Below are 25,353 nucleotides of genomic sequence, written 5' to 3'. Positions count from 1 at the left end.
TCACGTCAGCGGGAGGCGAATTCTACAGCGTTACAACCTGCTGTCAACCACCTTTTTCACCGCTGCCGATTCAGTGACCTGAACCGAAGCACTTCTTCGCCATCCTGAACGTCTAACTCATTGATATTAAAGGAGTTTTCCGTTCCGACTGCGCCGGAAGTGGGGCGAATTATAGAGAGATTCGAGGGGGCGTCAACACTTAATTTCAACGACCTCCAAATCAACCATTAATGAGCATTATATTGCTCAATATTTCATTCTTCAGCAGAATGGCCCCCTTCCCTGCCTCTGACGGACCCTTCCTGAACAATGAACGCAAAACAACGCAGCCTGGCTTCGGTGATCCTCCCCGTAGGCATGCTGCTCGTCGCCATGATGTCGATCCAGAGCGGCGCCTCGCTGGCCAAGTCGCTGTTCCCCATCGTAGGAGCTCAGGGCACCACTGCCCTGCGCCTGATTTTCGCCAGCATCCTGATGGTCTTGATCCTGCGTCCCTGGCGCACGACCTTCACCGCGAGCTCACTACGCTCCGTGCTTATATATGGCATCGCCCTGGGCGGGATGAACTTCCTCTTCTATATGGCTATCCGCACCATCCCGCTGGGCATCGGCGTAGCGCTCGAGTTCACAGGCCCGCTGGCCGTCGCCTTGCTGCACTCACGCAAGATCACCGATTTCATCTGGATCATTCTGGCGGTCATCGGCCTGGCGTTGCTGATCCCGATGGGGCAGACAGACGCCCTGGACCTCACTGGTGCCTTGTATGCCCTCGGCGCTGGTGTCTGTTGGGCTGCCTATATCCTGTTCGGCCAGAAGGCCGGCGCCGACCACGGCGTGCAGACCGCAGCCCTGGGGGTGGTCATCGCCGCAATCTTCATCGCCCCCTTCGGCGTGGCCCACGCTGGCGCAGCACTGCTGGACCCTGCACTGATCCCCATTGCCCTGGGTGTCGCCATCCTGTCGACCGCATTGCCTTATAGCCTGGAGATGATCGCCCTGACTCGAATGCCCGCACGCACTTTCGGGACATTGATGAGTATGGAACCGGCGATTGGCGCGCTGATGGGGCTGGTGTTTCTGCATGAGGCCCTGTCGCTGACGCAGTGGCTGGCCATCGGCGCAATCATCGTAGCGTCCATAGGTGCCACACTGACCACCACGCCGGAACCTGCGGCATTGGTGCCTGCGGATTGACGGGCATTTTTCCTTTCGTTACACGATGTCACTAGCATTTGTAACGCTGTTGCGCCATGTTTACATCCTGGCCCGTCTCCACCTCGTGGATACACCCGGACGGGCATGGCAGTCGGCTTCACGCAAGCTACGCGAATTCAGCTAGAGACTGAGCGGGAAAGACCGGTCAGGTAAGGAAGTGAATGAAGTACATTTTAATAATACTGGCGATCGTGGCCATGACCGGATGCGCGGCCACCTCCAAGCCAGTCAAGAGTAAACGGGGCCTGCATATCAACTGCTCCGGCCTGTCGTCTTCCTGGGACAAGTGCTATCAGACGGCGACCGACTCCTGCGAGTCGCGCCAGTATCGCGTCATCGCCAAGTCAGGCGATGCAGCGGAAGACCCGAGCGAGTTTCCGCTGGGCCTCAATCCTGCCGGCTACACCAGCCGCAGCATGATCATCGTCTGCAAGAAGCCTCAGCCCTGATCTGTGTACGCCATCCCTGCCCCGCCCCATAAGGCAGGTCAGGGTTGGCGCAAGTCGTTATCAGACAGCCGCCGTGCGCGTCTCCAGCCATTTCAGCGCCGCGCCTTCGACCAGCGGGCTCAAGCGCCGCTTGACCTCGGCGTGATACTCGTTGAGCCACTCACGCTCGTCCTGCGTCAACAAGCCGGTTTCAAGGCAACGGGTATCGATCGGGCACAGGGTCAGGGTTTCGAACTTGAGGAACTCGCCAAACTCGGTCTTGCCGGCTTCCTGGTTGATCACCAGGTTCTCGATGCGCACGCCCCACTGCCCAGGACGGTAAGTGCCCGGTTCGATGGAAGTGATCATCCCCGGTTGCATGGCCGTTTGCGGCGTGGCCGCTGCCTGATAGGCAATCACCTGCGGACCTTCGTGCACATTAAGGAAATAGCCCACGCCGTGGCCGGTGCCGTGACCATAGTTCACGCCTTCGGCCCAGATCGGCGCGCGGGCGATGGCGTCCAGCAGCGGCGACAGGATCCCGCGCGGGAAATGCGCCCGTGACAGCGCAATCACGCCCTTGAGCACACGGGTGCAGTCACGCTTCTGTTCGGCAGTGGGCGTGCCCACCGGAACCATGCGCGTGATGTCGGTTGTGCCGCCCAGGTACTGACCACCCGAGTCGATCAGCAACAGACCATCGCCTTCGATCTGTGCGTGCTCTTCTTCGGTAGCTCGATAGTGTGGCATTGCGCCGTTGCCATTGAACCCGGCAATGGTGGCGAAACTCTGGGAAACATAGCCGGGACGGCTGGCGCGCGCCGCGCTGAGTTTTTCATCGATGGTCAGTTCGCTGACCGGTTCATGACCCAGTGCCGAATCCAGCCAGGCGAAGAATTCGCACAGCGCCGCGCCGTCCTGCTCCATGGCCTGGCGAATGTGCCGGGCGTCGGCCTCGCTTTTCTGCGATTTGAACAGCGTTGTCGGATTCAGCCCTTCGACCAGCGTCACTTCGCTGCTCAGGTAGTCGAGCAGGCCGCAGGTGACCCGGGCCGGATCGACCAGCAATCGTGCATCCTTCGGCACTTCACGCAACGCCGCACCGATGGCGGTGTACTCACGCAGGGTAATGCCTTCGGCCTCCAGGACGCTGCGCAGTTCGGCGCTGACTTTTTCGGACGCCACGAACAGGCTGACGCTGTCAGGCCCGATCAAGGCAAAGGAAATGAACACCGGGTTGAAGGAAACATCCTCACCCCGCAGGTTGAACAGCCAGGCGATGTCATCAAGGGTCGCCAGGAAATGCCAATCGGCGCCGCGCTCGGCCATTACGCCTCGCAAGCGGGCCAGCTTCTCGCCGCGGGTCAGGGTGGCCTGAGGCGCGACATGTTCATAAATGGCCTGGGTCGGCAGCGCCGGACGATCATTCCACAGCAGGGTCAGCGGATCGAGGTCGGTACGCAGGCGTGCGCCGCGTGCATAAAGGTTGCTGGCCAGGGTGCGCGAAGACGCCACCGCCAATACCGCACCGTCCACTGCCACGACCGAGTCGGCCTTGGCCTGATCGGCCAGCCACTCGAGTGGGCCCGCCTGGCCTGGCTGCAGCTTGACCAGTTCGATGCCGCTTCCTGCCAGTTCCTTGGTGGCCTGTTCCCAGTAACGGCTGTCTGCCCAGACACCGGCAAAGTCCTGGGTGACGATCAACGTCCCGACCGAACCATGGAAACCTGACAACCATTGGCGGCCCTGCCAGTAACCCGGCAGGTACTCGGACAGATGAGGGTCGGCGGATGGCACCAGCCAGGCATCGATACCTTCGCGACTCATCAAGGCGCGCGCCTGCGCCAGGCGCTGGGCCACCACTCCACTGGTTTTCGACTGCGTATTCATTGGTTCTCCTGCTAAGCCGGTTTTTATGCACTGCACCGGGCAGATGATGGAGTACCGGCAGGGCCGGAGCAACCGTGCTCAGGTTTCTGTTGATGACGGCACCTGCCGGCACCCTGAACGTCACACTGTGCATGTATGGCCCGGCGCGAATTATCCAGCGGAAACAGAACATACATTCAAACGAATAGAGTCCACGTATTAAGTTGTCAGCATTCACTGACAACATTTATCGGCGCACACTTAACTTTCGCCACTTACGAAGCAACTAACACGTCCGACATAAAGTTCAATTAATGAGCGCCAACATTTTGGAGACACAGCCGAATGCCCGACTTCTGGCGCTGGAAAAACGTCTTTGGCTCCCCCTGGCCACTCTCAGCGGCGTTACAGATCAATGCCTGAAAAGCGTCAGCGCACCGAACGGGGGCACTGCTGGTTTTTTGACTGCAATATAAATCAACAAGTTACGACTCTATTCAATCCGTTTATCAAAAATTTAACAGAATGTTGGCGAAATCGTTTGACAGGGAAAGCGCCGCCGTCGATATATATGCGTGTCTAATGTTTTCCTGTTTCAGCACCGTAACCGCAGAGTTGCGCGCAGAAGACATTTCGACTTTTTTCATTCTGGTTCTGCCTACGAAGTTACTGAACACAACGGTGAGTTTCTTGCGCCGGTGGGCTTCTGTTGGCCGAAACAAAGTTTTCCAAATTGACTGAAAGTGCTCGGTTGGGCGGTAGCTTTGCCCAACGAAATGAAGAGCCTTGCACGTCACTGAAAGCGAAACGCGCGGCAGGATCTGCAGATTCGGGCGGTAGCGTGCCTGAGCCCTGAATGACGATCTGTCGTGCCCCTTCCACTCCTCAAGGGGGCGCAACGCAATGCCTTTATCTTTCGACATGGATGAGCAGCTGGTCCAACGCCTGGCTGACGAAATCGATACCAACGGCTTTGCAAAACTGAGCGACGCGGTCACTGCCCCCGATCTTGAGCAGTTGCGCGCCTGGACTGACAAACAGGCGCAAAGACACCAGGGCGAATACTTCGCCTATCACGGTGAAACGATGCTGGGTGAAAGCCTGCTGGCCGACTACTGGAGCGATGTGCGCTTCAAGCACTTGCTGTCAGGGCTTTACAGGCACGCCGCACAGAAGGACGCCGCCAGCGACCGGATCTTCCCTGTATTGCGTTGCGTGCAGGGCAATCAGGGCACTCGCGAATCCAATGCATTTCACTACGACGCAAGCCTGGTCACCGCACTTATTCCTGTGTTCATCCCTACCGAAGGTGAACAACGCGGCGATCTGATGCTGTTTCCCAATATTCGTCGGGTGCGCCATTGGGTGCTGTTCAACGTGATCGAGAAGGCGCTGCTGCAAAACAGGTTCACCCGCAACTGGATCATCAAGGGCATGCAGCGCCAGTGGCTCAAGCCTTACATCCTGCGCCTGGAGCCGGGCAACGTTTACTTCTTCTGGGGCTATCGCACGTTGCACGCCAACAAGAGCTGCAGCCCCGACGTCAAGCGCGCCACCGCGCTGTTTCACTTCGGTGACCCACACACAGGAAGCCTGGCCACCCGCCTGATCCTCAGGATCAACCAGGGCCGGGCAAGACGAATGAGCAACAAGGCCGGCAATCGCCCTTCCGCCTCACCCCGAGGCTGATACAGGCCCGCCGGCAGCGGCAAGCCCACAAGCATTGCGTCAGAAATGGAGATCACGATGATTAACGTAACCAAGACCTACCTGGGCGATATCGACAAGTTCAAGACGTATGTCGAAGGCATCTATGCGCGCGGCTGGCTGACCAACCACGGCCCGCTGGTGTGCGAACTGGAGCAGCGCCTCAAGGATTATCTGGGCGTCAAGCACGTGCTTCTGACCAACAATGGCACCCTGGCCCTGCAGGTCGCCTACCGTGCCCTGGGCCTGACCGGCAGCGCCGTGACCACGCCGTTCAGCTTCGTGGCCACCAGCAGCTCGCTGCAATGGGAAGGCATCCGCCCGATCTTCGCCGACATCGATGCCCAGACCTGGAACATCTCCCCGGAGCACATCGAAAGCCGCATCGTCTCCGACACCACCGCCATCGTCGGCACTCACGTGTTCGGCAACCCCTGCGCGGTCGAACGCATCGAAGAAATCGCCCGTCGGCGCAATCTGAAAGTCGTGTACGACGGCGCCCATGCCTTCGCGGCCCGCCATGCAGGCCAGTCGGTGCTCAACTTCGGCGACATCAGCACCCTGAGCTTCCACGCCACCAAGCTGTTCCACACCATCGAAGGCGGCGCGATCATCACCAATGACGACGAAATCGCCCGGCGGGTCTACCTGCTGTGCAACTTCGGCATTGCCGACGTCGACAAGATCGAAGGCATCGGCATCAACGCCAAGCTCAACGAATTCTCGGCGGCGATGGGCCTGTGCATCCTGGACGATATCGACAACATTCTGGCCCAGCGCGCCGAGATCGCCGAGCGCTACAACAGCGCCCTGGGCGATTACGTGCAACTGCAACAGCCGGAAAAAGACAGCCAGCTGAACAACAGCTACTACCCCATCGCCCTGCGCGACGAGCAGCAACTGCTCAACCTGCGCAGCGCGCTGAATACCAACGGCGTCAACCCGCGTCGCTACTTCTATCCGTCGCTGGACACCCTGGAATACCTGCAACCGCAGGCGGCCCAGACCGCTTCGCGCAGTCTGAGCGAGCGCGTGCTGTGCCTGCCGATCTATCCGGGCCTGTCCCGCGAAGACCAGGACCGGGTGATCCAGACCGTGATGGCCGAGTGCGGCCCCGCAAATACCGCCTACACGACGCCTTCCCTGGCCCGCGTTATCTAGTCGAAACAGGACCTACGGATCATGCAGAACAGGCGCTCAGTCATACGCAACACTGCGTTGAGCTATGCGGGACAGGCCTACGCGTTGCTGGTGGGAATCCTGATCATGCCCTTTTACCTTGGCCACATGGGTGCCGAGGCGTACGGGCTGATCGGGTTCTTCTCGGTGCTGCAAGCCTGGTTGCAACTGCTGGATGCCGGGCTATCGCCGAGCCTGGTGCGGGCCGTGGCCCATCAGCAGGCCAGCGACAGGCTGGACTACTTCTCCGGCCGGTTGCTGCGCTCCTTCGAGCTGATCTTCCTGCCGCTGTCCAGCCTCTGCTGCCTGGCGATGTACCTGGGCAGCGACTGGATCGCCGTGCACTGGCTCAACGCCAAGGCCCTGTCGACCGAGACGCTGGTGCAGTGCATCAGCCTGATGGGCATCGTGGTCGCGCTGCGCCTGTTTGCCACCCTCTATAAAAGCGGGATTCAAGGCCTTGAGCAGCACGCCTGGCTGAACACCGCCAACGTGGTCATCGCCACGCTGCGTTATTTCGGCGGTCTGCTGCTGGTGAGCACGATTTCCAGCGACCCGGTCACGTTCTTCGAGTTTCAGGTGCTGGTCGGGCTGGTCGAGACGCTGATCTTCGCGGTCCGCGCCTACCGGCAGATGCCGACACCGTCCTGGCTGACCGGCTTCGACTGGCATCTGGTCAAGCCGATCATCCCGTTCGCGGCGGGCATGTCCGGCACCGCAGTGCTGTGGATCGTGCTGACCCAGATTGACAAGGTGTTGCTCTCCAAGCTGTTGCCGCTCAACGAGTACGGGTATTTCTCACTGGTGGCGCTGGTGGCCACCGGCATCCTGATGTTGAGCAACCCGCTGGCCCAGACGCTGCTGCCGCGGCTGACGGTGCTGATGGCCGAAGGCCGGCGCGATGACATGCACAACCTGTTTCTGGCGGCCAACCGCTTTGTCTGCACCTTTCTGTTTCCGCTGGCGGCACTGATTGCCCTGCACCCCTACGACATGATCTACGCCTGGTCCGGCGATCAGGTGGCGGCCCAGTGGAGCCGCTCGATCCTGCCGTGGTACTCGCTGGGCAGCGCCATCATGGCGATGAGCGCGTTTCAGTTCTACCTGCAATACGCCTATGGGCAGATGCGCCTACATGTCTGGTACAGCGTCGTTTCCACAGTGGTCACGGTGCCTGTGATGCTGCTGGCGATTCATTACCAGGGCGCGCTGGGCGCTGCCATCGCCTGGTTCGTCCTGCGGCTGGTGTCGTTCGCCATCTGGCCTGCAATCGTGCATCAGCGCCTGGCCCCGGGGATTCACGGCCAATGGCTGCGCGACACCCTGCGCATCAGCGTGATGACCGCCGCCGGCCTTGCGATCAGCGAGCCGGTGCTGCGCCTGATCGCCAGTGACAACCGTTTCAACACGTTCATGGGTCTGGCCGCCAGCGGCCTGATCACGCTGATGGTGGTAGCCGCTAGCTACAAGCCACTGGTGACGAAGATTTCCGTCTTGTTCAGCAAACCGAGTATTTGAGCCATGGATGCTTCCAGCAATAAGGCGAATGTCTCGCCCGCCAATACCCCTCTGGTCAGCATCGTCTGCCCGGCCTACAACCAGGAAGCCTACATCGCCCAGGCGCTGGATGGCTTCCTGATGCAACAGACCACCTTCGATTTCGAAATCCTGGTCAACGACGACGCGTCCACCGACGCCACTGCCCGCATCATTGCCGACTACGCCGCGCGTTACCCGACGTTGATCCGCACCTTCTTCCACGAGACGAACCAGTTTTCGCAGGGCAAGTCATCGGTTCCCGGCCTCTTCGGCCAGGCCCGTGGCCGCTACATCGCCTATTGCGAAGGTGACGATTACTGGACCGACCCGCGCAAACTGCAGATCCAGGTGGACTTTCTTGAAAGCCACCCCGATTACGTGCTGACTTACCACGACGCCATCCCCTTCGATACCAACGGCCAGTACGGCATCCAGCTGCAAGGCAAGCTGCGCGGCGATGCCTCGGCGCTGGAACTGCAGAAGACCCGGCCGATTTCGACGCTGACCACGGTGTTTCGCAACGTCTTCGACTCGCTGCCCAAGGAACTGGTGGCCGCGCCGCTCAACGACCTGGTCTGGTGGTCGCTGCTGGGCGCCTACGGCAAGGGCAAGTTCATGGCCCAGATCAAGCCCGCAGCGTACCGCCTGCACCTGGGCGGGATCTTCTCCATGCGTTCGAGCAAGCGAAAGCTGCACATGGCGCTGCAGACATCCGGCGCCCTGGCCAACTACTACCACCGCCTGGGCAACCAGGAACTCTATGAGCACTTTCTGATGGAAATGGTCGGTTACTCGCTGTCGGCAATCACCCCGCAGCGCAAGATCCTGACGCTGCTGCAGGTGGCCCGCAATTTCAGCCTCAACATCAGCAAGCGACTGATGACGACCTTTAGCAAAGGCCATGTTCAGTAACGTCCTGGTGGTCTGCGTCGGCAACATCTGTCGCAGCCCCATGGCCGAAGCCATGCTCCGACAACGCGTGCAGAACCCCGGCATCGCGATCACGTCGGCTGGCACCCACGCCATGCTCAGCTCAACCATGGACCCCCTCGCCCGTGCCGTGCTGCAAGTCAACGGCGTGGAGGCCCACCGCCATCGTAGCCGGCAAATGGTCCGGCAGATGCTCTACGACGCGGACCTGATTCTGCTGATGGAACACCGGCAGACGCAAAGCGTGCTCAAGCTCGCGCCCGAAGTACGTGGCAAGACGTTTCTGATAGGCAAGTGGCAACAGGACATGGAAATAGCCGATCCCTATCGGCGCCCGAAATTAGCCTTTGAACAGACCTACGAGCTTCTCTCGCGTTGCGTCGACGACTGGCTTCCTTATCTTCAGTCAGGAGAACCGAGATAAATGACCGCTATGAACCGTACTTCCCTGGACGAAGTCCAGGACTCCCGGATCGATCTGGCGACTATCCTGCGCACGCTTTTCGACCACAAGGGAATGATTGCGTCGATCATGGGCGTCTGCATCCTGCTGGGGCTGACCTACGCGATCCTCGCCACGCCTATCTTCCAGGCCAACGCCATGATCCAGATCGAGCCGAAGAAAATCGGCATCGAGGGGCGCACCGAAATCAGCAGCAAGCCGCTGTCGGTTTCCCAGGCGACCACCGAGATCGAGCTGATCAAATCCCGTGCGGTGCTGGGCAAGGTGGTCGACGACCTCAAGCTCTACATCATCCAGAAGCCCAAGTATGTACCGGGCCTGGGCGGCTACATGGCGCGCCACTTCAAGCCCGATCACGAGGGTGACCTGGCCGCGCCGCTGTTCGGCCTGGACAGCTACGCCTGGGGCGGCGAGAAGATCGACATCTTCCAGCTCGAAGTGCCCGAAGCGCTGCTCGGCGACAAGCTGAGCATGGTGGTGGACAAGCCAGACACTTTCAGCCTGTACGACAGCGACCACAACAAGCTGCTCAGCGGCCCGGTCGGCCAGACGGTGGAAGGCAGCGGCGTGAAGATCCAGGTGGCGGCGCTCAACGGGCGTCCCGGCACCGAGTTCACGGTGATTCGCCAACGTCCGCTGACCGCGGCACTGGACTACCAGGATCGCCTGAAAATCCTCGAAGCCGGCAAGGACTCCGGGATCGTCTACCTGTCGATCCAGGACCCGGACCCGGCCAAGGCCAAGCGCATCCTCAACGAAGTCAGCCGCCTGTACGTGCGTCAGAACGTCGAGCGCAGTTCGGCCGAAGCCGCCCAGCGCCTCGAGTTCCTGCGTTCGCAGTTGCCGGCAGTGCGCAAACAGCTGGAACAGTCGGAAATTGCCCTGAACAATTTCCAGACCAGCGCCAAGTCGGTGGACCTGAGCGTGGAAACCAAGTCGGTGCTCGATCAGGTGGTCAAGCTGGAAGGCACGCTGTCTGACCTGAAGATGAAACGGGTCGATGTCGAACGCCTGTACACCCCGGAGCACCCGACCTATCGCGGCCTGATGACCCAGATCGGCCAGGTTGAAGCGCAGAAAGCGGCGCTGCTGAAGAAAATCGAAACCCTGCCCGCGACCCAGCAGGAGCTGCTGCGCCTGACCCGTGACATGCAGGTGACTTCGCAGACCTACACCCTGTTGCTGGACAAGAGCCAGGAGCAGGACATTCTGCGGGCAGGCAGCATCGGCAACGTGCGCATCATCGACAACGCCGACGCCAACGTCGAAGAGCCGGTCAAGCCGATGCGCAAGATCATCGTGCTGGTCGCCGCCCTCGCCGGCCTGTTGCTGGCCGTCGGCGCGGTGTTCGTCCGCCAGGCCTTCTATCGCGGCGTGGACAACCCCGACGTGATCGAGAACCTGGGCATGCCGGTGTATGCGTCGCTGCCGTTCTCGCGCCAGCAGGAACGCATGGACAAGAGCAACCAGAGCCGTGGCGGCAGCAAGGAGCCCCGCCTGCTCAGTGTCAGCGCGCCAACGGAACTGGCGATCGAGTCGCTGCGCAGCCTGCGCACCAGCCTGCACTTCGCGATGCTGGAAGCGCGCAACAACGTGCTGATGATCTCCAGCCCGACCCCGGGCGTGGGCAAATCGTTCGTCTCCAGCAACCTGGCGGTGATCATTGCCCAGACCGGCAAGCGCGTGCTGTTGATCGATGCCGACATGCGCCGTGGCTACCTGCACAAGACGTTCAACCTGACGCCCAAGCACGGTCTGTCCGACACCCTGGCCGCGCGGTTGAAGAGCAAGGAAGTGATCAACCACACCGAGGTGCGCAACCTGGACTTCATCTCCTGCGGTTTCGCGGCGCCCAACCCCTCGGAGCTGTTGATGCATGACAACTTCAACAAGCTGATCACCGACCTGTCGCCGCTGTACGACCTGGTGATCGTCGACACCCCGCCAATCCTGGCCGTCACCGACGCCACGCTGGTAGGGCGCCAGTCGGGCACCTGCCTGCTGGTCACCCGCTTCGGCCTCTCCACTGCCAAGGAGATCGAAGCGAGCAAACGTCGACTGATGCACAACGGCATCCTGATCAAGGGTGCGATTTTCAACGGTGTTCTGCGCAAGGCCTCGACCGCCGATTACGACTGCGCAGCCTACGGCTACGACTACACCACGGTTCGCAAGTGAACCCTGGGGCAGGACTTGCCACCCGACCAATCCGGCCCTAGAGCCAGAGACACTATCACAGGAGATACAAATGGCCCGGACCATAGCAATGATGCAGCCCTACCTGTTTCCCTACCTGGGTTACTTTCAGCTGATAGCTGCCGCAGATGTCTTCGTCCTGGGCGATGATCTGCAATACATTCGATCCGGTTGGGTCAACCGCAACCGGATCCTGAGCAACGGCGAGGCGAAACTGATCACCTTTCCATTGAAAAAGGACCGTTTCGAGCTGCCGATCAACCAGCGCCAGCTGTGCGACAACTTCACCAGCGAAGGGGAACGCCTGCTGCGTCAGATCTCGCAGAACTACCAGAAGGCGCCCTACTTCGCCCAGGTGATGCCGCTGATCGAGCGTCTGGTCCGTTTCCCCCAGCAGAACATCGCGCTGTATGCCGAACATGCGATTCGCGAGCTGTGCGCCTACCTGCACATCGTCACCCCGATCATGCGCGGGTCCGACCTTGACGTGGGCACACCCACCGACAAACAGGATCGTGTGATTCGCATCGTGCAGACCTTCGCTGCAACCACCTTCATCAACCCTGAAGGCGGTTCGGTGCTCTACGACCGCGCGCTGTTTGCCGAGAACGGGCTGAAGGTGCATTTCTTCCGGATGGATCCGGTGGTCTACCGGCAGTTCAAGCATCCCTTCGTCGCAAACCTGTCTATTATCGATGTGCTCATGTTCAACTGCGTCGAGCAGATCCAGCAAATGCTTAACAGCTTCACCCTGGACAAGGGCGAAGAGCCGCAAGGCAAAGGTTTTCTGTTTGAGATACTCAATCACCCGAACGTAGTAACGGCGGGTCAGAACCGGATGGCAATGGAGTGAAGGATTATGTCTCAGATCGATTGCAGTTCCAGCAACCTTGCACGCTGGTATCTGATCCAGACCAAGCCACGCCAGGAAGGGCGCGCCGAGGAGCATCTGCAGCGTCAGAGCTTCGAATGCTATCGCCCGGTCAAGCGCACTGAAAAGAAACGCGGCTCGCGCGCAGCCACCGAAGAGGAGCTGTTCCCCGGCTACCTGTTCATTCGCATGGATCAGACCCACGACAACTGGTACCCGATCCGCTCCACTCGGGGTGTCGCGCGGATCGTGACCTTCGGCGGGATGCCGATTCCGGTCAAGGACGAACTGATCGAGCAGATCCGCGACCGCCTGCTGGCGCCGCCGCCCAAGGTCACCTTTGAACAGGGTGAGGCGGTGCGTATCACGGCTGACGGGTTCAACGACATCGAGGCGATCTTCCTCGCCGCCGATGGCGACGAACGCGCGGTGATCCTGCTCAACCTGCTGCACCGCGAACAGAAAGTGACCCTGCCGGTCAGCAGCCTGTCGCGGATGGAAGCGCGGGTCTGATCGATTGATCGCCTCTTGCCTGTAGGAGCGCGCTTGCCCGCGACTGCGATTTCCCCGCGCCATAGGTGTGTCTGACACACCGCCGTCGCGGGCAAGCGCGCTCCTACCAATCTCACTTCGAATGTACTGCGGGGCTGATGCTTTCAGCCTCTTGAACCCTCTTCGCCCGGAAACTCACCATGACCCGAAAAACGACGTTGGTGACGCTCACCTATGGTGACCGTTTCAATTATCTGCACACGCTCGTCAGCCGTTCGCTGGAAAGCCCGCTGATCGACCGCGTAATTATCGTCAGCAATGCATCGACCGCGCCGCTGGAAACCCTGCGCCGCACCTGGCCCGACGAGGTCAGCGTCATCTACCTGCACCAGAACACCGGCTCCGCCCGGGGCTACTCGGTGGGGATCCAGGCTGCGCTGGATGCTGGCGCCGAACACATCTGGCTGATGGACGACGACAACGCGCCGACCATCAACGCCATCGCCACGCTGCACGAGGTGCTTGAAGAGCGCAAAGCCGTGGATGGCGATGAAAAGGCCGCAGTGCTGGGTTTCCGCCCGACTCACCAGGCCGACATCGCCGCTGGCGTGCCGAAGCGCTTCGCCATTCAGCGCCGCTCAAGCTTCTTCGGGTTTCACATCGCGCAGTTGCCTTACAAGATCTGGCGCCGCTTGCCCTGGGGCGCGCCTCAGCGCTCCCAGGACAAGATGGGCATGGTGCAACTGCCGTTCGCCACATACGGCGGCCTGCTCGCCCACCGCAACCTGTACCGCAAGATCGGCCTGCCGCTGGACGCCCTGCTGCTGTACGCAGACGACAGCGAATACACCTGGCGCATCACCGCAGGTGGCGGGCGGATCTTCCTGGTGCCCGATGCGGTGCTCGATGACCTGGAGAACTCCTGGAACATCAAGGCGCGCACCAACAACATCTACGAGAGCTTCCTGCTGGGCGGCTCGGACCTGCGCGCCTATTACGGAGCGCGCAACCAGGCCTGGTTCGACAAGAACGTCTGGGCCAATTCGTCGCTGCTCTACAGCCTCAACCGCTGGGTGTTCTTCCGGCTGCTGCGGCTGATCGCCAAGCGGCGCGGCGCCGAAGAGCGCTTGAATCTGATCGAAAAAGCCATCCGTGACGGTGAGTCCGGCGTATTGGGTCTGAATCAGTCGTATCCACTATGAAAATACTGTTCATCAGCAGCCTGTATTCACCTCACATCGGCGGCGGCGCGGAGATCATTCTCCAGCGCACCGTCGAAGGCCTGCAACAACGCGGCTGCCAGGTCAGCGTGCTGGTGACAGGACCCGACGCGGGCCTGGCGACCGAAATGGTCAACGGGGTCAAGGTGTACCGCGCAGGGCTTCACAACTTCTACTGGCAGTTCGGCGCCAAGCGTCCGGGGCGGCTTCTGCGCCTGGGCTGGCACCTGCGCGACCGCTACAACGGCGCCATGCGCAGCTACGTGCGCCAGGTGATAAAAAGCGAAGAGCCGCAACTGGTGGTGTGCCACAACCTGGCCGGATGGTCGGTGTCGGTGTGGGACGAGATCACCGCCGCCGGGCTGCCCATCGTTCAGGTGCTGCATGACATGTACCTGATGTGCCCCAGCAGCAACATGTTCAAGCGCGGCCACTGCTGCCAGCAGCAATGCAGCAGTTGCCAGTCGTTCCGCAAGGGCCATGACCTGCGCTCGGCGCAGGTGTCGGCGGTGGTCGGGGTCAGCCAGTTCATTCTGGAGAAACTGCAGAAGCGCGGTTACTTCAGCGCGGCCAAAGGCTACGTCGTGCACAACGCCAGCCCCTATGCCCAGGTGTACAACTCGCCGAACAAGCAGCGCCAGCTCGACCCGTCGATGAAGCATGCGCCGCTGCGTTTCGGATATATGGGCACCCTGTCCGAGCAGAAAGGCGTACGCTGGCTCATCGAACAATTTCAGCGCCTGCCCTTCGACGCCACCCTGCAGATCGCCGGGCGCGGCCAGCCGGACGACGAGGCTGCCTTCAAGGCTCTGGTCACTTCGCCGAAAGTCAGTTTCGTCGGTTACCAGAAACCTGAAGCGTTTTACAGCCAGATCGACGTCGCTGTCGTGCCGTCGCTGTGGAACGAGCCTTTCGGCCTGGTCGCCGTCGAAGCCTGCGCCCATTCGGTGCCAGTGATCGCCAGCCGCATGGGCGGGTTGCCGGAAATCATCCAGGACCCGCTCAACGGTCTGCTGTGCCGGCCCGATGACCCCGATTCGCTGGGCCACGCGATGCTGCGCCTGCATCAGCAACCGGACCTGCTGGCTCGCCTGAGCAGTCAGGCGCGGGTCAGCGTTGCGGCGCTGTTGAACCTTGAGCTGATGCTCGACAGTTACGAGAGCATCTTCGACCAGACCCTGCTGGATAACATTACGCACCGTGACGCGACGGTCTTGCCTCATACAGTTTGAAGACGTGCGGACCCGGTCCTGACCGGGTGCCGCTTTCATTTGCCAACGGCCCGAGACCTACCTGAGCAAGCGCTCCGGACCGTGCCTCTTCATTGAGACAAGCCATGCCCATCACGCGCCTGACGAGGTTACGACGCCCCTTACTGGCGATGCTGCTGGGTCTGTTCATCAGCTGCACAGGCTTTGCCGATGAATCGTTCATCATCGGGGTCGATACCCACCTGATGAACAAGAACTCGACCTCGGCCAAGGCCTTGCAGTTGCTCGAAGCTGCGGGGGTGGACTCGGTGCGCGACGATGCGTACTGGTCCAGCGCCGAGCCCCGACGGGGCTTGATGAGGATCGAACCGGCCTGGCAGGCCTATCTGAGCAAGGCCCAGGAGCACCATCTGCGGCCCTTGCTGGTGCTGGGCTACGGCAACCCGTTCTACGACAACTATGCAAAACCGCGCAAACCGAATGTCCGTGATGCCTACGCCAACTACGTGAGTTTCGTCACCCGCCAGCTCACCGACAGCGTGGATTTCTACGAAATCTGGAACGAGTGGGACAAGGAAAACCCCGTCGACCCGACCTTCGCCCAGGACTACAGCATCCTGGTCGAGGAAGCGGCCAGGCGCATTCGCACCAACCAGCGGCCCATGGTGATCCTGGCCGGGGCCGTCACCAGCCAGGGGATGGACCTGGGGTTCGCCGACCGGCTGGTGGAATCCGGGATTCTGAATCATGTCGACGGCCTGTCGCTGCATCCTTATGTGCATTGCCGCTCGGATGAACGCAACACCCCGGAAAACTGGATCGCCTGGTTGCGCAGGATCAACGAGGACCTCAAGGAAAAGACCCGCAACAAGACCGAAGTGCCGCTCTACCTGACCGAGATGGGCTGGCCCAGCAACGAAGGCCGCTGCGGCGGTGACGAAAAGACCCAGGCGGCCTTTCTCGCCCGCAGCTTCTTTCTGGCCCAGACAATGCCCAACATCAAGGGCATGTGGTGGAACGGCCTGCTCAACGATGGCCCTGACGGCACCGACCCGGAGCAGAACTTCGGGCTGCTCAACCAGGACCTGAGCATCAAGCAGGCGTACCTGACGCTCAAGGCGATCAGTCCGACGCTGCATCAGTTTCGTTTCGACGCCGAGAAGAGCCGCGAAATCGACTCGCAGTACCTGCTGCGGTTCGCCCGTGGATCGGACCAGATCATGGTCGCCTGGACGGCCGGGCTGCCACGCACGATCAAGGTCGATTCCAGCAGTGTGCTGCGCGGCAACGTGCAATACATCGACACCCGGGAGCCGCAGAACGGCCAGGTCGACAGCGGCATCCCGTGGAATTGCAACGAAGGGCGCTGCTCGGCGCAAGTACCGATCGACGAATTTCCAAAAATCATCACCCTGGGCACACGCCCGGCGTTGTTTGCCTTGCCCTGATTCGCATCCGCCATTTCCCGTAGCAGCACGGCTTGCCGGCGGGTGCGGTGGATCAGTGACCCATCCATCGCCTGACACACCGCTCCCGCCGGCAAGCCGTGCTGCTACGGGAGAACGTGTTCAGACGATTTTGCTTCACCCGCACGGACTTCACGACTTATTCATCTCTTCAACAGGTCGCCCACAATGATTGTGATCAATGCACGTTTTCTCACCCAGGAATTGCGTGGCGTCCAGCGCTTCGCGGAACAGACCTGTCTGGCACTCAAGCAGTTGCGCGACGACGTGGTGTTCGTCGCGCCTCACGGCATCAAGATGCACGACAGCGCCAAGGCGCTGGACGTGCAATGCATCGGTCGCCACGGCGGCCATCTGTGGGAGCAACTGGACCTGCCGCTCTACCTGCGCAGGCAGGGCAGCCCGCTGCTGGTTTCGTTGTGCAGCACCGCGCCGCTGATGTACGGCAATCAGATCGCGACCCACCATGACGTCACCTATGTGCGTCACCCGGAAAGCTACACGCGCCTGTTCCGCCTGCTGTACCGGACCATGACGCCGATCATGCTGTCGCGCATCAAGTCGCTGCTGACCGTGAGCAACTTTTCCAAGGGAGAGATTTCGCAGTTCTACAACTACCCGGAAAAGAAGATCTTCGTGGTGCCCAACGCCGTGAGCGGCGATTTCCAGCCCGGGCCACCGCTCAAGGACAGCCCCGAGTACCTGCTGGCCGTGTCATCACCCAGCGCCCACAAGAACTTCAGCCGCATGATTCAGGCGTTCCTGATGCTGCGTGACCACGACGACCTGCAACTGCATATCGTCGGTGGGGCCAGCGACGTGTTCGCCGATGACCACCTGCAACGCCTGGCCAGCCGCGACTCGCGCATCAAGTTCCTGGGCCGCCTGAGCGACGAAGAACTGATCGCGCAGTACCAGGGCGCGACCGCTTTCGTGTTCCCTTCGCTGTACGAAGGCTTCGGCATTCCGCCCCTGGAGGCACAGGCCTGCGGTTGCCCGGTGCTGGCGGCGAACGCGGCGTCGATTCCGGAAGTGCTGCAAGCCAGCGCCCTGTATTTCGATCCGCTGGACGTGACCCACATGGCTTCGGCCATGGAGCGCATCCTCACTGACCTGCCGCTGCGCCAGTCCTTGCGCCGCCGCGGCCTGAACAACGTGGCGCGGTTTTCCTGGGAAGAATCGGCGCGGCGGGTTTCGCACCGTATCGATGTGCTGCTCAACCAGTCACGCGACCGTCGCGCCAGCCCGGCAACGGGCACCGATGCCCTGCGTCGTGAATCGTCCAGCAAGCTGTGAGGCACGCTCATGAAACGTTTGGCCTATCTCGACGCGCTGCGTGGTATCGCCGCCTTGATGGTGGTGTTCACACACCTGTATCTGCCGATCGTGGGGCATGTCTGGGTCTTCGACGCACTGATCGACCCCGGCAAGCTGGGGGTGCTGTGGTTCTTCATGATCAGCGGGGTGGTCATCCCCTACAGCCTCAAGCCCGGCCCTGACGGCGCGCAGCGGTTCCTGGTCTCGCGCTTCATGCGCCTGTATCCGGCGTACTGGCTGTCACTGCTGGTGTTCGTGCTGATGCTCAAGCTGAGCGGCGAGCCGCTACCGTCGCTGGCCCAGGTGGTCGCCAACCTGACCATGATCCAGGCGGCCCTGGGTTTTGATGACGTGATCGGGCTGTACTGGACGCTGTTCATCGAGCTTGTGTTCTACGGCCTGTGCCTTGCGCTGTTCATCGGCGGCAAGCTCTACGACCAGACCTTTCGCGCGCGCTGCTCGCTGGTGTTTCTGCTGGTGGCGCTGGCGATGGGCATCGTGCGCGCCCTGACCGACCGCAAGTTGCCGGTGGCCCTGCCGCTGGCCTTGTCGCTGATGTTCTTCGGCTCGGTCTGGCGCCAGTGGCTTCTGGCCGAACACAGCAGGCAGTTGACCCGCAACCTGACCATGCTGCTGATCGCCTTCGCCGTACTGCTGCCGCCCACACTGGTCATGGCCTACAGCAAGGACATGGGCACCGGTGAAACCTGGGGCCGCTACTGCTTCACCTATGCAGTGGCTATTACCAGCTTTCTGCTGCTCACGCGCAGCGTACGCCTGGACCACCCGGCGCTGGTCTGGCTGGGCGCGGTGAGTTACTCGCTGTACCTGCTGCACCCGACCATGGGCATGCTCGCCCAGTGGTTGCTCGAACCTACCGGCGCACCGGCGCTGGTGGTCGCGGTATTCGCCACGGTGCTGACCCTGGGCGCCGCGCACCTGTGCTTTCACTACATCGAACACCCGTTCATTCAACTTGGAAAACGACTCAATAATCGCAAGGCAGGGACGCAGCCGCTGAGTATCTGAAGTCAGCCTGCGCAAACACAAACGCTTGAGGTCCGCGCGAGCTTCGCTCGACGTGCGGGGCCTTTCAACGCCGTTAATGCAGAGAACTCCAATGAAAATCGCAATCGTCCACGACTGGCTGGTGACGTACGCCGGTGCCGAAAGGGTTTTGGCATCGTTGATCAATATCTGGCCCGAGGCGGATCTGTTTTCCGTCATCGATTTCCTCAGCGATCAGGACCGCGCCCAACTGGGCGGCAAAGTGGCGACCACCACCTTCATCCAGCGCCTGCCCAAGGCCAGGACCCACTACCAACGCTACCTTCCGTTGATGCCGATGGCCATCGAGCAACTGGACCTTTCCGGCTACGACCTGATCATCAGCAGCAGCCACGCGGTGGCCAAAGGCGTGCTGTGCGGCCCGGACCAGTTGCACGTGAGCTACGTGCACTCGCCGATCCGCTACGCCTGGGACCTGCAACACCAGTACCTGCGCGAAGCCAACCTGAGCACCGGCATGAAAGGCAAGGTGGCGCGCATGATCCTGCACTACATGCGCATGTGGGATCAGCGCACGGCCGCTGGCGTGGATGACTTCATCGCCAACTCGCATTTCATCGGCGCGCGCATCACCAAGGCCTACCGCCGCGAATCCACGGTGATCTACCCGCCCGTCGACACCCGTGGCTTCACCCTGCAGGAACACAAGCAGGACTATTACTTCACCGCGTCGCGCATGGTGCCCTACAAGCGCATGCCGATGATCGTCGAAGCCTTCGCCGCCATGCCGGACAAACGTCTGGTGATGGTCGGCGACGGCCCGGAAATGGAAAAGGCACGCGCCGCTGCGGCCCACGCCCCCAACATCCAGCTGCTGGGCTACCAGCCGTTCAGCGTGTTGCAGGAGCACATGCGCAACGCCCGCGCCTTTGTCTTCGCCGCCGAGGAAGACTTCGGCATCAGCCCGGTGGAAGCCCAGGCCTGCGGCACCCCGGTGATCGCCTTTGGCAAGGGTGGCGTGCTGGAAACCGTCTGCGGCCTGGACCATGCGCAACCCACCGGGGTGCTGTATCCCGAGCAGAGCGTGGCGTCGCTGATCGAAGCGGTGCAGATCTTCGAGACCTACAGCCCGCGCATCACTGCCCAGGCCTGCCGTGCCAACGCCGAGCGCTTCAGCCAGGCGCGTTTCGAGCAGGAAATGCGTCAGTTCGTCGACCTGCGCCTGAGCGCCGCGCGGGAGAAACGCCAGCCGCCGGTCGCAAGGTCGGCACCGGCTGCTCAAGTCACCCAAACCGTGGCACCCAACGAGCTTTGCGCCCGCGTTGTTCCGATCAAATCCGTCTGAGCGAGCACCTGACATGAGCACACCTCTTCGCGGCATCTTGCACGCGCATCAATCATCGCTGTCGGTCGCTCATCGTTTGCTCGACCTGGCCGTCATCATGCTGTGCGGCTACGGCGTCAACCTGCTGTCCGACGCAGGCATGAGCACCGAAATCTGGATGCAGATCCTGCTGGCCGCCGTGGCCTTCCACTGGTTGGCCGAATACCACCAGTTGTACGGTTCCTGGCGTGGCGAACGTATCCTGCGCGAACTGCTCAAGGTCGCCAATTACTGGGGACTGGCCTTCGTGCTGTTGCTGTTCGTGGACTACATGCTGCTCAAGCCGGCGAACCTGGCCGATAACAGCCAGATGGCCTGGTTCGCCTCGGTGCTGGTGGCGCTGTGCGGTTATCGCCTGGCGATCCGCAGCCTGCTGCACAGCTTTCGCGCCCGGGGCTTCAACACCCGTCGGGTGGCGATTGTCGGCACCGGCCACTGTGGCGAACGCCTGGCGATGTCCATCGAGAGCGCACCCTGGATGGGCCTCAACCTGCTGGGTTTCTATGACGAAAATCCGGAGCAGATGGACCTTGCGCAGATCGGCCGGCGGATCCCGGTGATCGGCGATCTGGACCAACTGATCAATGATGCCCGCGACGGCAAGATCGACAAGGTCTACATCACCCTCACCCTGGGTGCCCAGGCCCGCCTGCAGGAACTGATCAAGGGCCTGAGCGACACCACAGCCTCGGTCTACGTGATCCCGGACGTGTTCATGTTCGAGTTGCTGCATGCCCGCAGCGAAAGCATCAACGGCCTGCCGAGCATCAGCATTTTCGACTCGCCCATGGACGGCGCCTGGAGCGTGGTCAAGCGCATCGAGGACATCGTGCTGTCGAGCCTGATCCTGGCCATGATCGCCCTGCCCCTGATGCTGATTGCCCTGGCGATCAAGTTCACCTCCAAGGGCCCTGTGCTGTTTCGCCAGCGCCGCTACGGCCTGGACGGGCGACCGATCATGGTCTGGAAATTCCGCAGCATGAGCGTCCAGGAAAACGGCGACGTGGTGACCCAGGCCACGCGCAACGACAGCCGCATCACGCCGCTGGGCGCCTTCCTGCGGCGCACCTCGCTGGACGAGTTGCCGCAGTTCTTCAATGTGTTGCGCGGCGAGATGTCCATCGTCGGCCCGCGCCCCCACGCCGTGGCGCACAACGAGCAATACCGCAAGCAGGTGTCGGGCTACATGCTCCGGCACAAGGTCAAGCCGGGCATCACCGGCTGGGCACAGATCAACGGCTGGCGTGGCGAGACCGACACGCTGGACAAGATGCAGAAACGCGTGGAATTCGACCTGCAGTACATCGAGCACTGGTCGGTCTGGCTGGACTTGAAAATCATCCTGCTGACGCTCTTCAAAGGCTTCGTCAACAAGAACGCTTTCTAACGATGAAAAAAGAAAAGAAGGGTCTGCCAATAACAACAACTATGGCCGTTGGCTACTAAGCTCGGCAGGAGGTCCGTGAGTGTATGAGCGATTGAAATCCGATGTTCGGTGTAAGTAAGGGATGCAACGAAATCACTGCGGTGCCAGTGCGCACCATTTAGGATTAGAAGGAACATACATATGAAAGTAACGTTAGCGGTAGTGCTGCTTTCCAGTCTGATTTTGCAAGGCTGCGCATTCGCCCCCGGCCAGTACATGTCCCTCGACGATGTAACCGACAAAGACCCGGACGGCCCCGCGGTCACCCTCGTCAATATCACCCCCGCGACCCTGGCCCAACAGCAGAAATCCGCTGCGGCCCTGGCCAAGCCATTGCCACCTGAACTGTTGACCTACAAGACACCCGAGTACGTGGTCGGGCCGGGCGATGCCCTGCTGGTCACCGTATTCGAACACCCTGAACTGACCGCCCCGGGCTCCCAGGAGCAACTGGACGCCAACAGCCGGGAAGTGCTGAACGACGGCACTGTGTTCTTCCCGTATGTCGGTCGTATCCAGGCGGCGGGCAAGACCGTTTCGCAGATCCGTGAACAACTGCGCATGGGCTTGCTGCCGCAATACACCGAGGTCAAGGTCGACGTCAAAGTGCTGCGCTACAACAGCCAGCGCGTTCTGCTGTCCGGTGCCTTCAAGACGCCGGGCACCCAGCCGATCACCAACATTCCGCTGAGCCTGGTGCAGGCCATCAGCCAGGCAGGTCTTGACCTCACCGACGCCAACCTCGCAGGCCTGACCCTGCGTCGCGACGGCAAGGACTACGTGATCGACGTCGACTCGCTCAACCGCAAGGACTCGCAACTGAGCAAGATCTTCCTCAAGGACGGCGACTACCTGCACCTCAACAGCAACTCGAAGAACAAGATCTACGTGCTGGGCGAAGTTCAACGCCCTCAGGTGATCTCCTTCAGCACCACCAGCGTGACGCTGCTCGAAGCGCTGGGCAGCTCCGGTGGCCTGAGCCCTGACTCGGCGGACGGTAATGCGGTGTACGTGATTCGCGCCCAGGATGCGACCCACTCGGCCACCGTGTATCACCTGAGCGCCAAGAAGCCGACCAGTTTCGCACTGGCCAAGGGCTTTGAGCTGGCGGCCCAGGACGTGGTGTTTGTCGGCCCTGCCAACATCACCCGTTGGAGCCGTTATGTAAGTCAGCTGTTGGGTTCCAACAACATCATCCAGACCGGTGCGATGTTCCGGAACTAAGAAGCGCAAACAAAAAATCCTCGCAGTGGCCGGCTGCGGGGATTTTTTTTGCCTGAAAAACACTCCACCTGTAGGAGCGCGCTTGCCCGCGACGGCGTTTTGTCAGGCACTTTGATGGTGAATGAACCGACGCCGTCGCGGGCAAGCGCGCTCCTACAACGCAAGTCAGGTGTTGCTCCAGCAACAGCGCATCAACAATTCCTGCGATTTACTGCACGCACTCAGGCACCGGCCTGCTCGCCCTCCCCCGACCATGCGGGGCTTTGCCACACTGGCACGCATGCTGCTTTGAACGCAGTACAGGGTCTATCCGCCCATTTCAATCGCGTGGTACGCGGCCTGTACGGTGCCTTTGCGCACCTCGGGTGACTGACCCCAAGGAATCAGAACATGCTGGTGGTTTCAATTTCAGGCAGCCCATCGACCCGCTCGCGTTCGGGGGTGGTGCTCAAGCACGCTGCGCAATGGCTGAGCGATCATGGCGTGGACGTCAAGGCGGTGCGCATCCAGGATTTCAACGCCGAAGACCTGCTGTATGCGCGGTTCGACAGCCCCGCCGTGATCGCCTTTATCGAGGCAGTGGCCAAGGCCGATGGTTTGCTGATCGGCACGCCGGTGTACAAGGCTTCGTTTTCCGGCGCGCTGAAAACCCTGCTCGACCTGCTCCCGGAGCGCTCGCTGCACGGCAAGGTGGTGCTGCCATTGGCAACCGGCGGCAGCATCGCGCACATGCTGGCAGTGGACTACGCCCTCAAGCCGGTGTTGTCGGCCCTCAAATGCCAGGAAGTGCTGCACGGGGTATTCGCCATCGACAGCCAGATCAGCTACGGCGAAGGTGAGCTTGGCGGCGAGCTGGACGAACTGCTGACCCAGCGCCTGCACGACGGGCTGGATCATTTCCTCCTCGGCCTGCAACACCGCACCAATGCCCGGCACAAGGAAGCGGGCGGGCATTTGAAGCTGGCGTTGTAAGCCTTTGAGCGCACGGGATTTAGGTTCCAGTGCGCCGACCCCGTAGCAGCACGGCTTGCCGGCGGGAGCGGTGTGACTGTGACGAATAAGTCGCCTGACACACCGCCCCCGCCGGCAAGCCGTGCTGCTACGGGAAGCGGATCAGTGTTCCAGCAGTGGATACAGCGACAGCACCAACAACGCCGCCATCACCCCATTGAACACCCGCAGCCACAGCGGATCGCGCAGCACGTTGCGCAACAGGCTGCCGAACCCCGCCCACATGCTCACCGCAGGCAGGTTGACGATGCCGAACACCAGGGCAATCACCGCCACGTTGGTGAAGTAGCCATTCATGGGCGTGTAGGTGCTGATCGCGCCGACCGCCATCACCCAGGCCTTGGGATTGACCCACTGGAACGCTGCCGCGCCCAGGTAGCTCATCGGCTTGCCCTTGCTCTCGTCACTGTCCTTGGCAGGACCTGAGGTTGCGATCTTGTACGCCAGGTACAGCAGATACGCCGCGCCCGCATAACGCAGGATGGTGTAGAGCACTGGATACGCCTGGAACACCGCGCCCAGGCCGAAGCCGACCGCCAGCACCATCAACGCGAAACCGCAACTGATGCCGAGCATGTGGGGGATGGTGCGGTTGAAACCGAAGTTCACCCCCGAGGACAACAGCATGGTGTTGTTCGGACCTGGCGTGATCGATGACACAAAGGCGAAGAGGATGAAGGCAAGCAAGAGGTCGGCAGTGAGCATGATGCAGGTCCAGGATATGTTTTGATTTTCTGCCTGCCACGCTATCGAAAGCACGGCGCAAAACACATGGACAGTGAGGCTGACTTTTACCCGTACAGTTTCATGACATTCGTGTCGCTCACGAAACTGTTATCAAACCACCTGGCTCAACCCTGACGCGCTTTCGAGGGGGCGCTGACCTCGGCGTTCACTTCGCCGCGGGTGTCGAATTCGTGGGCTTGCTGCATTTGAGGCTGGACCATCAACTGCGCCTTGCGAGCCTGGTAATCGTCATAGGACAGGCCGCGACGGTTGAGGTCTTCGAGGGCCAACTGATGGGTTTCTTCAGCGGTGTAAGGGCGAAGTTCAGGATGATTGCCAGCGGCACAGCCAGAAACGACAGCGACTGAAAGCAACATGGCGAGGGCAAGAAGACGGTTCATGGGAGCCTCCATTCGGCTCGTTTCTGGAATGAAGCCAAGGCTACGCCTGGGTCCTTTCCAGCAGAAATCA

23 protein-coding genes are annotated in these 25,353 nt (G+C 61.1%); 19 read left to right on the top strand and 4 right to left on the bottom strand.

What is annotated here, in order from left to right; translation table 11 throughout:
* The first annotated feature begins 309 nt into the window (after window positions 1-309).
* Both rhtA and ACIPO9_RS27590 read left to right on the top strand, forming a co-directional pair.
* Window positions 310-1,194 carry a threonine/homoserine exporter RhtA gene (rhtA, locus tag ACIPO9_RS27595; protein WP_400784481.1) on the top strand — a complete coding sequence of 295 codons (885 nt, stop codon included), beginning with the start codon at window positions 310-312 and terminating at the stop codon, window positions 1,192-1,194.
* Window positions 1,195-1,376: 182 nt separating this feature from the next.
* Entirely contained in the window at window positions 1,377-1,664 is a 288-nt protein-coding gene (locus ACIPO9_RS27590; RefSeq protein ID WP_400784480.1) for a hypothetical protein, read from the top strand.
* Window positions 1,665-1,724: 60 nt separating this feature from the next.
* Here the strand turns inward: ACIPO9_RS27590 and ACIPO9_RS27585 are convergent, their stop codons facing one another.
* Both ACIPO9_RS27585 and ACIPO9_RS27580 read right to left on the bottom strand, forming a co-directional pair.
* The gene (locus ACIPO9_RS27585; RefSeq protein ID WP_400784478.1) at window positions 1,725-3,533 is read right to left on the bottom strand and encodes a M24 family metallopeptidase; all 1,809 of its coding nucleotides are present in this window, start codon (window positions 3,531-3,533) and stop codon (window positions 1,725-1,727) included.
* 488 nt (window positions 3,534-4,021) lie between these two features.
* Window positions 4,022-4,435, bottom strand: a complete 414-nt coding sequence (locus ACIPO9_RS27580) for a hypothetical protein (RefSeq protein ID WP_274136709.1) — start codon at window positions 4,433-4,435, stop codon at window positions 4,022-4,024.
* Here ACIPO9_RS27580 and ACIPO9_RS27575 point away from each other — a divergent pair.
* The 17 genes from ACIPO9_RS27575 (at window position 4,416) to ssuE (ending at window position 24,117) form a co-directional block, all read left to right on the top strand.
* Window positions 4,416-5,201, top strand: a complete 786-nt coding sequence (locus ACIPO9_RS27575; protein WP_400784477.1) for a hypothetical protein — start codon at window positions 4,416-4,418, stop codon at window positions 5,199-5,201. The genes ACIPO9_RS27580 and ACIPO9_RS27575 overlap by 20 nt on opposite strands.
* 57 nt (window positions 5,202-5,258) lie before the next feature.
* Entirely contained in the window at window positions 5,259-6,380 is a 1,122-nt protein-coding gene (locus ACIPO9_RS27570; RefSeq protein WP_400784475.1) for a DegT/DnrJ/EryC1/StrS family aminotransferase, read from the top strand.
* A gap of 21 nt (window positions 6,381-6,401) precedes the next feature.
* Entirely contained in the window at window positions 6,402-7,916 is a 1,515-nt protein-coding gene (locus ACIPO9_RS27565; RefSeq protein ID WP_400609623.1) for a lipopolysaccharide biosynthesis protein, read from the top strand.
* 3 nt (window positions 7,917-7,919) lie between these two features.
* Window positions 7,920-8,849 carry a glycosyltransferase family 2 protein gene (locus ACIPO9_RS27560; RefSeq protein ID WP_400609621.1) on the top strand — a complete coding sequence of 310 codons (930 nt, stop codon included), beginning with the start codon at window positions 7,920-7,922 and terminating at the stop codon, window positions 8,847-8,849.
* Window positions 8,839-9,291 carry a low molecular weight protein-tyrosine-phosphatase gene (locus ACIPO9_RS27555; RefSeq protein ID WP_274136714.1) on the top strand — a complete coding sequence of 151 codons (453 nt, stop codon included), beginning with the start codon at window positions 8,839-8,841 and terminating at the stop codon, window positions 9,289-9,291. Before ACIPO9_RS27560 ends, ACIPO9_RS27555 begins: the two co-directional genes overlap by 11 nt.
* Window positions 9,292-11,508, top strand: a complete 2,217-nt coding sequence (locus tag ACIPO9_RS27550; protein WP_274136715.1) for a polysaccharide biosynthesis tyrosine autokinase — start codon at window positions 9,292-9,294, stop codon at window positions 11,506-11,508.
* Between the two features lie 70 nt (window positions 11,509-11,578).
* Window positions 11,579-12,379 carry a WbqC family protein gene (locus tag ACIPO9_RS27545; protein ID WP_274136716.1) on the top strand — a complete coding sequence of 267 codons (801 nt, stop codon included), beginning with the start codon at window positions 11,579-11,581 and terminating at the stop codon, window positions 12,377-12,379.
* Window positions 12,380-12,385: 6 nt separating this feature from the next.
* Window positions 12,386-12,910: a transcription/translation regulatory transformer protein RfaH gene (rfaH, locus tag ACIPO9_RS27540; protein ID WP_274136717.1), complete on the top strand. Its 525-nt coding sequence runs from the start codon at window positions 12,386-12,388 to the stop codon at window positions 12,908-12,910.
* A gap of 179 nt (window positions 12,911-13,089) precedes the next feature.
* Window positions 13,090-14,091, top strand: a complete 1,002-nt coding sequence (locus ACIPO9_RS27535) for a glycosyltransferase (RefSeq protein WP_274133504.1) — start codon at window positions 13,090-13,092, stop codon at window positions 14,089-14,091.
* On the top strand, window positions 14,088-15,341 hold the full coding sequence (locus tag ACIPO9_RS27530; RefSeq protein WP_400784474.1) for a glycosyltransferase family 4 protein: 1,254 nt from the start codon (window positions 14,088-14,090) through the stop codon (window positions 15,339-15,341). Before ACIPO9_RS27535 ends, ACIPO9_RS27530 begins: the two co-directional genes overlap by 4 nt.
* A 104-nt stretch (window positions 15,342-15,445) precedes the next feature.
* Entirely contained in the window at window positions 15,446-16,768 is a 1,323-nt protein-coding gene (locus ACIPO9_RS27525; RefSeq protein ID WP_274133506.1) for a hypothetical protein, read from the top strand.
* Window positions 16,769-16,954: 186 nt separating this feature from the next.
* Window positions 16,955-18,082: a glycosyltransferase family 4 protein gene (locus ACIPO9_RS27520; protein WP_400609615.1), complete on the top strand. Its 1,128-nt coding sequence runs from the start codon at window positions 16,955-16,957 to the stop codon at window positions 18,080-18,082.
* 9 nt (window positions 18,083-18,091) lie between these two features.
* Window positions 18,092-19,132 (top strand): acyltransferase, encoded by a 1,041-nt coding sequence (locus tag ACIPO9_RS27515; protein ID WP_274133508.1) that lies wholly within the window; start codon window positions 18,092-18,094, stop codon window positions 19,130-19,132.
* 91 nt (window positions 19,133-19,223) lie between these two features.
* Window positions 19,224-20,456 (top strand): glycosyltransferase family 4 protein, encoded by a 1,233-nt coding sequence (locus ACIPO9_RS27510; protein WP_274133509.1) that lies wholly within the window; start codon window positions 19,224-19,226, stop codon window positions 20,454-20,456.
* Between the two features lie 13 nt (window positions 20,457-20,469).
* Window positions 20,470-21,882 carry an undecaprenyl-phosphate glucose phosphotransferase gene (locus ACIPO9_RS27505; RefSeq protein ID WP_274133510.1) on the top strand — a complete coding sequence of 471 codons (1,413 nt, stop codon included), beginning with the start codon at window positions 20,470-20,472 and terminating at the stop codon, window positions 21,880-21,882.
* A 180-nt stretch (window positions 21,883-22,062) separates the two neighbouring features.
* Window positions 22,063-23,145 carry a polysaccharide biosynthesis/export family protein gene (locus tag ACIPO9_RS27500; RefSeq protein WP_274133511.1) on the top strand — a complete coding sequence of 361 codons (1,083 nt, stop codon included), beginning with the start codon at window positions 22,063-22,065 and terminating at the stop codon, window positions 23,143-23,145.
* A gap of 390 nt (window positions 23,146-23,535) precedes the next feature.
* Window positions 23,536-24,117, top strand: a complete 582-nt coding sequence (gene ssuE, locus ACIPO9_RS27495) for an NADPH-dependent FMN reductase (protein WP_274133512.1) — start codon at window positions 23,536-23,538, stop codon at window positions 24,115-24,117.
* 141 nt (window positions 24,118-24,258) lie between these two features.
* Here the strand turns inward: ssuE and ACIPO9_RS27490 are convergent, their stop codons facing one another.
* Both ACIPO9_RS27490 and ACIPO9_RS27485 read right to left on the bottom strand, forming a co-directional pair.
* Window positions 24,259-24,864, bottom strand: a complete 606-nt coding sequence (locus ACIPO9_RS27490; protein ID WP_274133586.1) for a LysE family translocator — start codon at window positions 24,862-24,864, stop codon at window positions 24,259-24,261.
* A 143-nt stretch (window positions 24,865-25,007) separates the two neighbouring features.
* Window positions 25,008-25,283 carry a hypothetical protein gene (locus ACIPO9_RS27485; RefSeq protein ID WP_400784472.1) on the bottom strand — a complete coding sequence of 92 codons (276 nt, stop codon included), beginning with the start codon at window positions 25,281-25,283 and terminating at the stop codon, window positions 25,008-25,010.
* Window positions 25,284-25,353 lie beyond the last annotated feature (70 nt).

It is taken from the genome of Pseudomonas sp. NPDC090203, from assembly GCF_044746765.1.
Taxonomy (GTDB): domain Bacteria; phylum Pseudomonadota; class Gammaproteobacteria; order Pseudomonadales; family Pseudomonadaceae; genus Aquipseudomonas; species Aquipseudomonas putida_AD.
The sequence above is the reverse complement of the archived record's forward strand: the minus strand, read 5'-3'. Positions and strand labels throughout refer to the sequence as shown.

Coding starts and splice junctions, on each gene's coding strand:
- rhtA (WP_400784481.1), top strand. CDS start 310: ATGAACGCAAAACAACGCAGCCTGGCTTCGGTGATCCTCCCCGTAGGC.
- ACIPO9_RS27590 (WP_400784480.1), top strand. CDS start 1,377: ATGAAGTACATTTTAATAATACTGGCGATCGTGGCCATGACCGGATGC.
- ACIPO9_RS27585 (WP_400784478.1), bottom strand. CDS start 3,533: ATGAATACGCAGTCGAAAACCAGTGGAGTGGTGGCCCAGCGCCTGGCG.
- ACIPO9_RS27575 (WP_400784477.1), top strand. CDS start 4,416: ATGCCTTTATCTTTCGACATGGATGAGCAGCTGGTCCAACGCCTGGCT.
- ACIPO9_RS27580 (WP_274136709.1), bottom strand. CDS start 4,435: ATGTCGAAAGATAAAGGCATTGCGTTGCGCCCCCTTGAGGAGTGGAAG.
- ACIPO9_RS27570 (WP_400784475.1), top strand. CDS start 5,259: ATGATTAACGTAACCAAGACCTACCTGGGCGATATCGACAAGTTCAAG.
- ACIPO9_RS27565 (WP_400609623.1), top strand. CDS start 6,402: ATGCAGAACAGGCGCTCAGTCATACGCAACACTGCGTTGAGCTATGCG.
- ACIPO9_RS27560 (WP_400609621.1), top strand. CDS start 7,920: ATGGATGCTTCCAGCAATAAGGCGAATGTCTCGCCCGCCAATACCCCT.
- ACIPO9_RS27555 (WP_274136714.1), top strand. CDS start 8,839: ATGTTCAGTAACGTCCTGGTGGTCTGCGTCGGCAACATCTGTCGCAGC.
- ACIPO9_RS27550 (WP_274136715.1), top strand. CDS start 9,292: ATGACCGCTATGAACCGTACTTCCCTGGACGAAGTCCAGGACTCCCGG.
- ACIPO9_RS27545 (WP_274136716.1), top strand. CDS start 11,579: ATGGCCCGGACCATAGCAATGATGCAGCCCTACCTGTTTCCCTACCTG.
- rfaH (WP_274136717.1), top strand. CDS start 12,386: ATGTCTCAGATCGATTGCAGTTCCAGCAACCTTGCACGCTGGTATCTG.
- ACIPO9_RS27535 (WP_274133504.1), top strand. CDS start 13,090: ATGACCCGAAAAACGACGTTGGTGACGCTCACCTATGGTGACCGTTTC.
- ACIPO9_RS27530 (WP_400784474.1), top strand. CDS start 14,088: ATGAAAATACTGTTCATCAGCAGCCTGTATTCACCTCACATCGGCGGC.
- ACIPO9_RS27525 (WP_274133506.1), top strand. CDS start 15,446: ATGCCCATCACGCGCCTGACGAGGTTACGACGCCCCTTACTGGCGATG.
- ACIPO9_RS27520 (WP_400609615.1), top strand. CDS start 16,955: ATGATTGTGATCAATGCACGTTTTCTCACCCAGGAATTGCGTGGCGTC.
- ACIPO9_RS27515 (WP_274133508.1), top strand. CDS start 18,092: ATGAAACGTTTGGCCTATCTCGACGCGCTGCGTGGTATCGCCGCCTTG.
- ACIPO9_RS27510 (WP_274133509.1), top strand. CDS start 19,224: ATGAAAATCGCAATCGTCCACGACTGGCTGGTGACGTACGCCGGTGCC.
- ACIPO9_RS27505 (WP_274133510.1), top strand. CDS start 20,470: ATGAGCACACCTCTTCGCGGCATCTTGCACGCGCATCAATCATCGCTG.
- ACIPO9_RS27500 (WP_274133511.1), top strand. CDS start 22,063: ATGAAAGTAACGTTAGCGGTAGTGCTGCTTTCCAGTCTGATTTTGCAA.
- ssuE (WP_274133512.1), top strand. CDS start 23,536: ATGCTGGTGGTTTCAATTTCAGGCAGCCCATCGACCCGCTCGCGTTCG.
- ACIPO9_RS27485 (WP_400784472.1), bottom strand. CDS start 25,283: ATGAACCGTCTTCTTGCCCTCGCCATGTTGCTTTCAGTCGCTGTCGTT.